This window comes from Streptomyces sp. NPDC021100 (assembly GCF_044333095.1).
In the GTDB taxonomy this organism is placed as follows: Bacteria; Actinomycetota; Actinomycetes; order Streptomycetales; family Streptomycetaceae; genus Streptomyces.
Map to the genome: position 1 here is coordinate 1 of NZ_JBIRQH010000054.1, position 2,494 is coordinate 2,494.

At 56.9% G+C, this 2,494-nt stretch carries 1 rRNA gene; it reads left to right on the forward strand.

Annotation, left to right across the window (positions count from 1 at the left end):
* Positions 1 to 2,473, forward strand: a 23S ribosomal RNA gene (locus ACH4PU_RS36175); the annotation flags it as partial.
* Positions 2,474 to 2,494: the final 21 nt, after the last annotated feature.

Sequence of the window (2,494 nt, forward strand, 5' to 3'; positions counted from 1 at the left end):
GTCGTGACTGCGTGCCTTTTGAAGAATGAGCCTGCGAGTTTGCGGTGTGTTGCGAGGTTAACCCGTGTGGGGAAGCCGTAGCGAAAGCGAGTCCGAATAGGGCGACCAGAGTAGCGCGCCCAAGACCCGAAGCGGAGTGATCTAGCCATGGGCAGGTTGAAGCGGAGGTAAGACTTCGTGGAGGACCGAACCCACCAGGGTTGAAAACCTGGGGGATGACCTGTGGTTAGGGGTGAAAGGCCAATCAAACTCCGTGATAGCTGGTTCTCCCCGAAATGCATTTAGGTGCAGCGTCGTGTGTTTCTTGCCGGAGGTAGAGCACTGGATAGGCGATGGGCCCTACCGGGTTACTGACCTTAGCCAAACTCCGAATGCCGGTAAGTGAGAGCGCGGCAGTGAGACTGTGGGGGATAAGCTCCATGGTCGAGAGGGAAACAGCCCAGAGCATCGACTAAGGCCCCTAAGCGTACGCTAAGTGGGAAAGGATGTGGAGTCGCAGAGACAACCAGGAGGTTGGCTTAGAAGCAGCCACCCTTGAAAGAGTGCGTAATAGCTCACTGGTCAAGTGATTCCGCGCCGACAATGTAGCGGGGCTCAAGCGTACCGCCGAAGTCGTGTCATTGCAGCATGAGGGCCAACGCCCGCTGTGATGGGTAGGGGAGCGTCGTGTGCCGGGTGAAGCAGCCGCGGAAGCGAGTTGTGGACGGTTCACGAGTGAGAATGCAGGCATGAGTAGCGATACACACGTGGGAAACGTGTGCGCCGATTGACTAAGGGTTCCTGGGTCAAGCTGATCTGCCCAGGGTAAGTCGGGACCTAAGGCGAGGCCGACAGGCGTAGTCGATGGACAACCGGTTGATATTCCGGTACCCGCTTTGAAACGCCCAATATCGAATCAGGCGATGCTAAGTCCGTGAAGCCGTTCCGGACCCTTCGGGGAATGGAAAGTGGTGGAGCCGACGATCCAGACTTGTAGTAGGTAAGCGATGGGGTGACGCAGGAAGGTAGTCCAGCCCGGGCGGTGGTTGTCCCGGGGTAAGGGTGTAGGGCGCTGTCTAGGCAAATCCGGACAGCATGAAGCCTGAGACCTGATGCCGAGCCGATTGTGGTGAAGTGGATGATCCTATGCTGTCGAGAAAAGCCTCTAGCGAGTTTCATGGCGGCCCGTACCCTAAACCGACTCAGGTGGTCAGGTAGAGAATACCGAGGCGTTCGGGTGAACTATGGTTAAGGAACTCGGCAAAATGCCCCCGTAACTTCGGGAGAAGGGGGGCCATGTCCGGTGATGGGATTTACTCCTTGAGCTGGGTGTGGCCGCAGAGACCAGCGAGAAGCGACTGTTTACTAAAAACACAGGTCCGTGCGAAGCCGTAAGGCGATGTATACGGACTGACGCCTGCCCGGTGCTGGAACGTTAAGGGGACCGGTTAGCTCCATTTCGGTGGGGCGAAGCTGAGAACTTAAGCGCCAGTAAACGGCGGTGGTAACTATAACCATCCTAAGGTAGCGAAATTCCTTGTCGGGTAAGTTCCGACCTGCACGAATGGCGTAACGACTTCTCGACTGTCTCAACCATAGGCCCGGTGAAATTGCACTACGAGTAAAGATGCTCGTTTCGCGCAGCAGGACGGAAAGACCCCGGGACCTTTACTATAGCTTGATATTGGTGTTCGGTTCGGCTTGTGTAGGATAGGTGGGAGACTGTGAAGCATGCACGCCAGTGTGTGTGGAGTCGTCGTTGAAATACCACTCTGGTCGTGCTGGATGTCTAACCTGGGTCCGTGATCCGGATCAGGGACAGTGTCTGGTGGGTAGTTTAACTGGGGCGGTTGCCTCCTAAAGGGTAACGGAGGCGCCCAAAGGTTCCCTCAGCCTGGTTGGCAATCAGGTGTTGAGTGTAAGTGCACAAGGGAGCTTGACTGTGAGACCGACGGGTCGAGCAGGGACGAAAGTCGGGACTAGTGATCCGGCGGTGGCTTGTGGAAGCGCCGTCGCTCAACGGATAAAAGGTACCCCGGGGATAACAGGCTGATCTTCCCCAAGAGTCCATATCGACGGGATGGTTTGGCACCTCGATGTCGGCTCGTCGCATCCTGGGGCTGGAGTCGGTCCCAAGGGTTGGGCTGTTCGCCCATTAAAGCGGTACGCGAGCTGGGTTTAGAACGTCGTGAGACAGTTCGGTCCCTATCCGCTGTGCGCGTAGGAGTCTTGAGAAGGGCTGTCCCTAGTACGAGAGGACCGGGACGGACGAACCTCTGGTGTGCCAGTTGTTCTGCCAAGGGCATGGCTGGTTGGCTACGTTCGGGAGGGATAACCGCTGAAAGCATCTAAGCGGGAAGCCTGCTTCGAGATGAGGACTCCCACCCACTTGATGGGGTAAGGCTCCCAGTAGACGACTGGGTTGATAGGCCAGGTGTGGAAGACCGGTAACGGTTGGAGCTGACTGGTACTAATAGGCCGAGGGCTTGTCCTCAGTTGCTCGCGTCCACTGTGT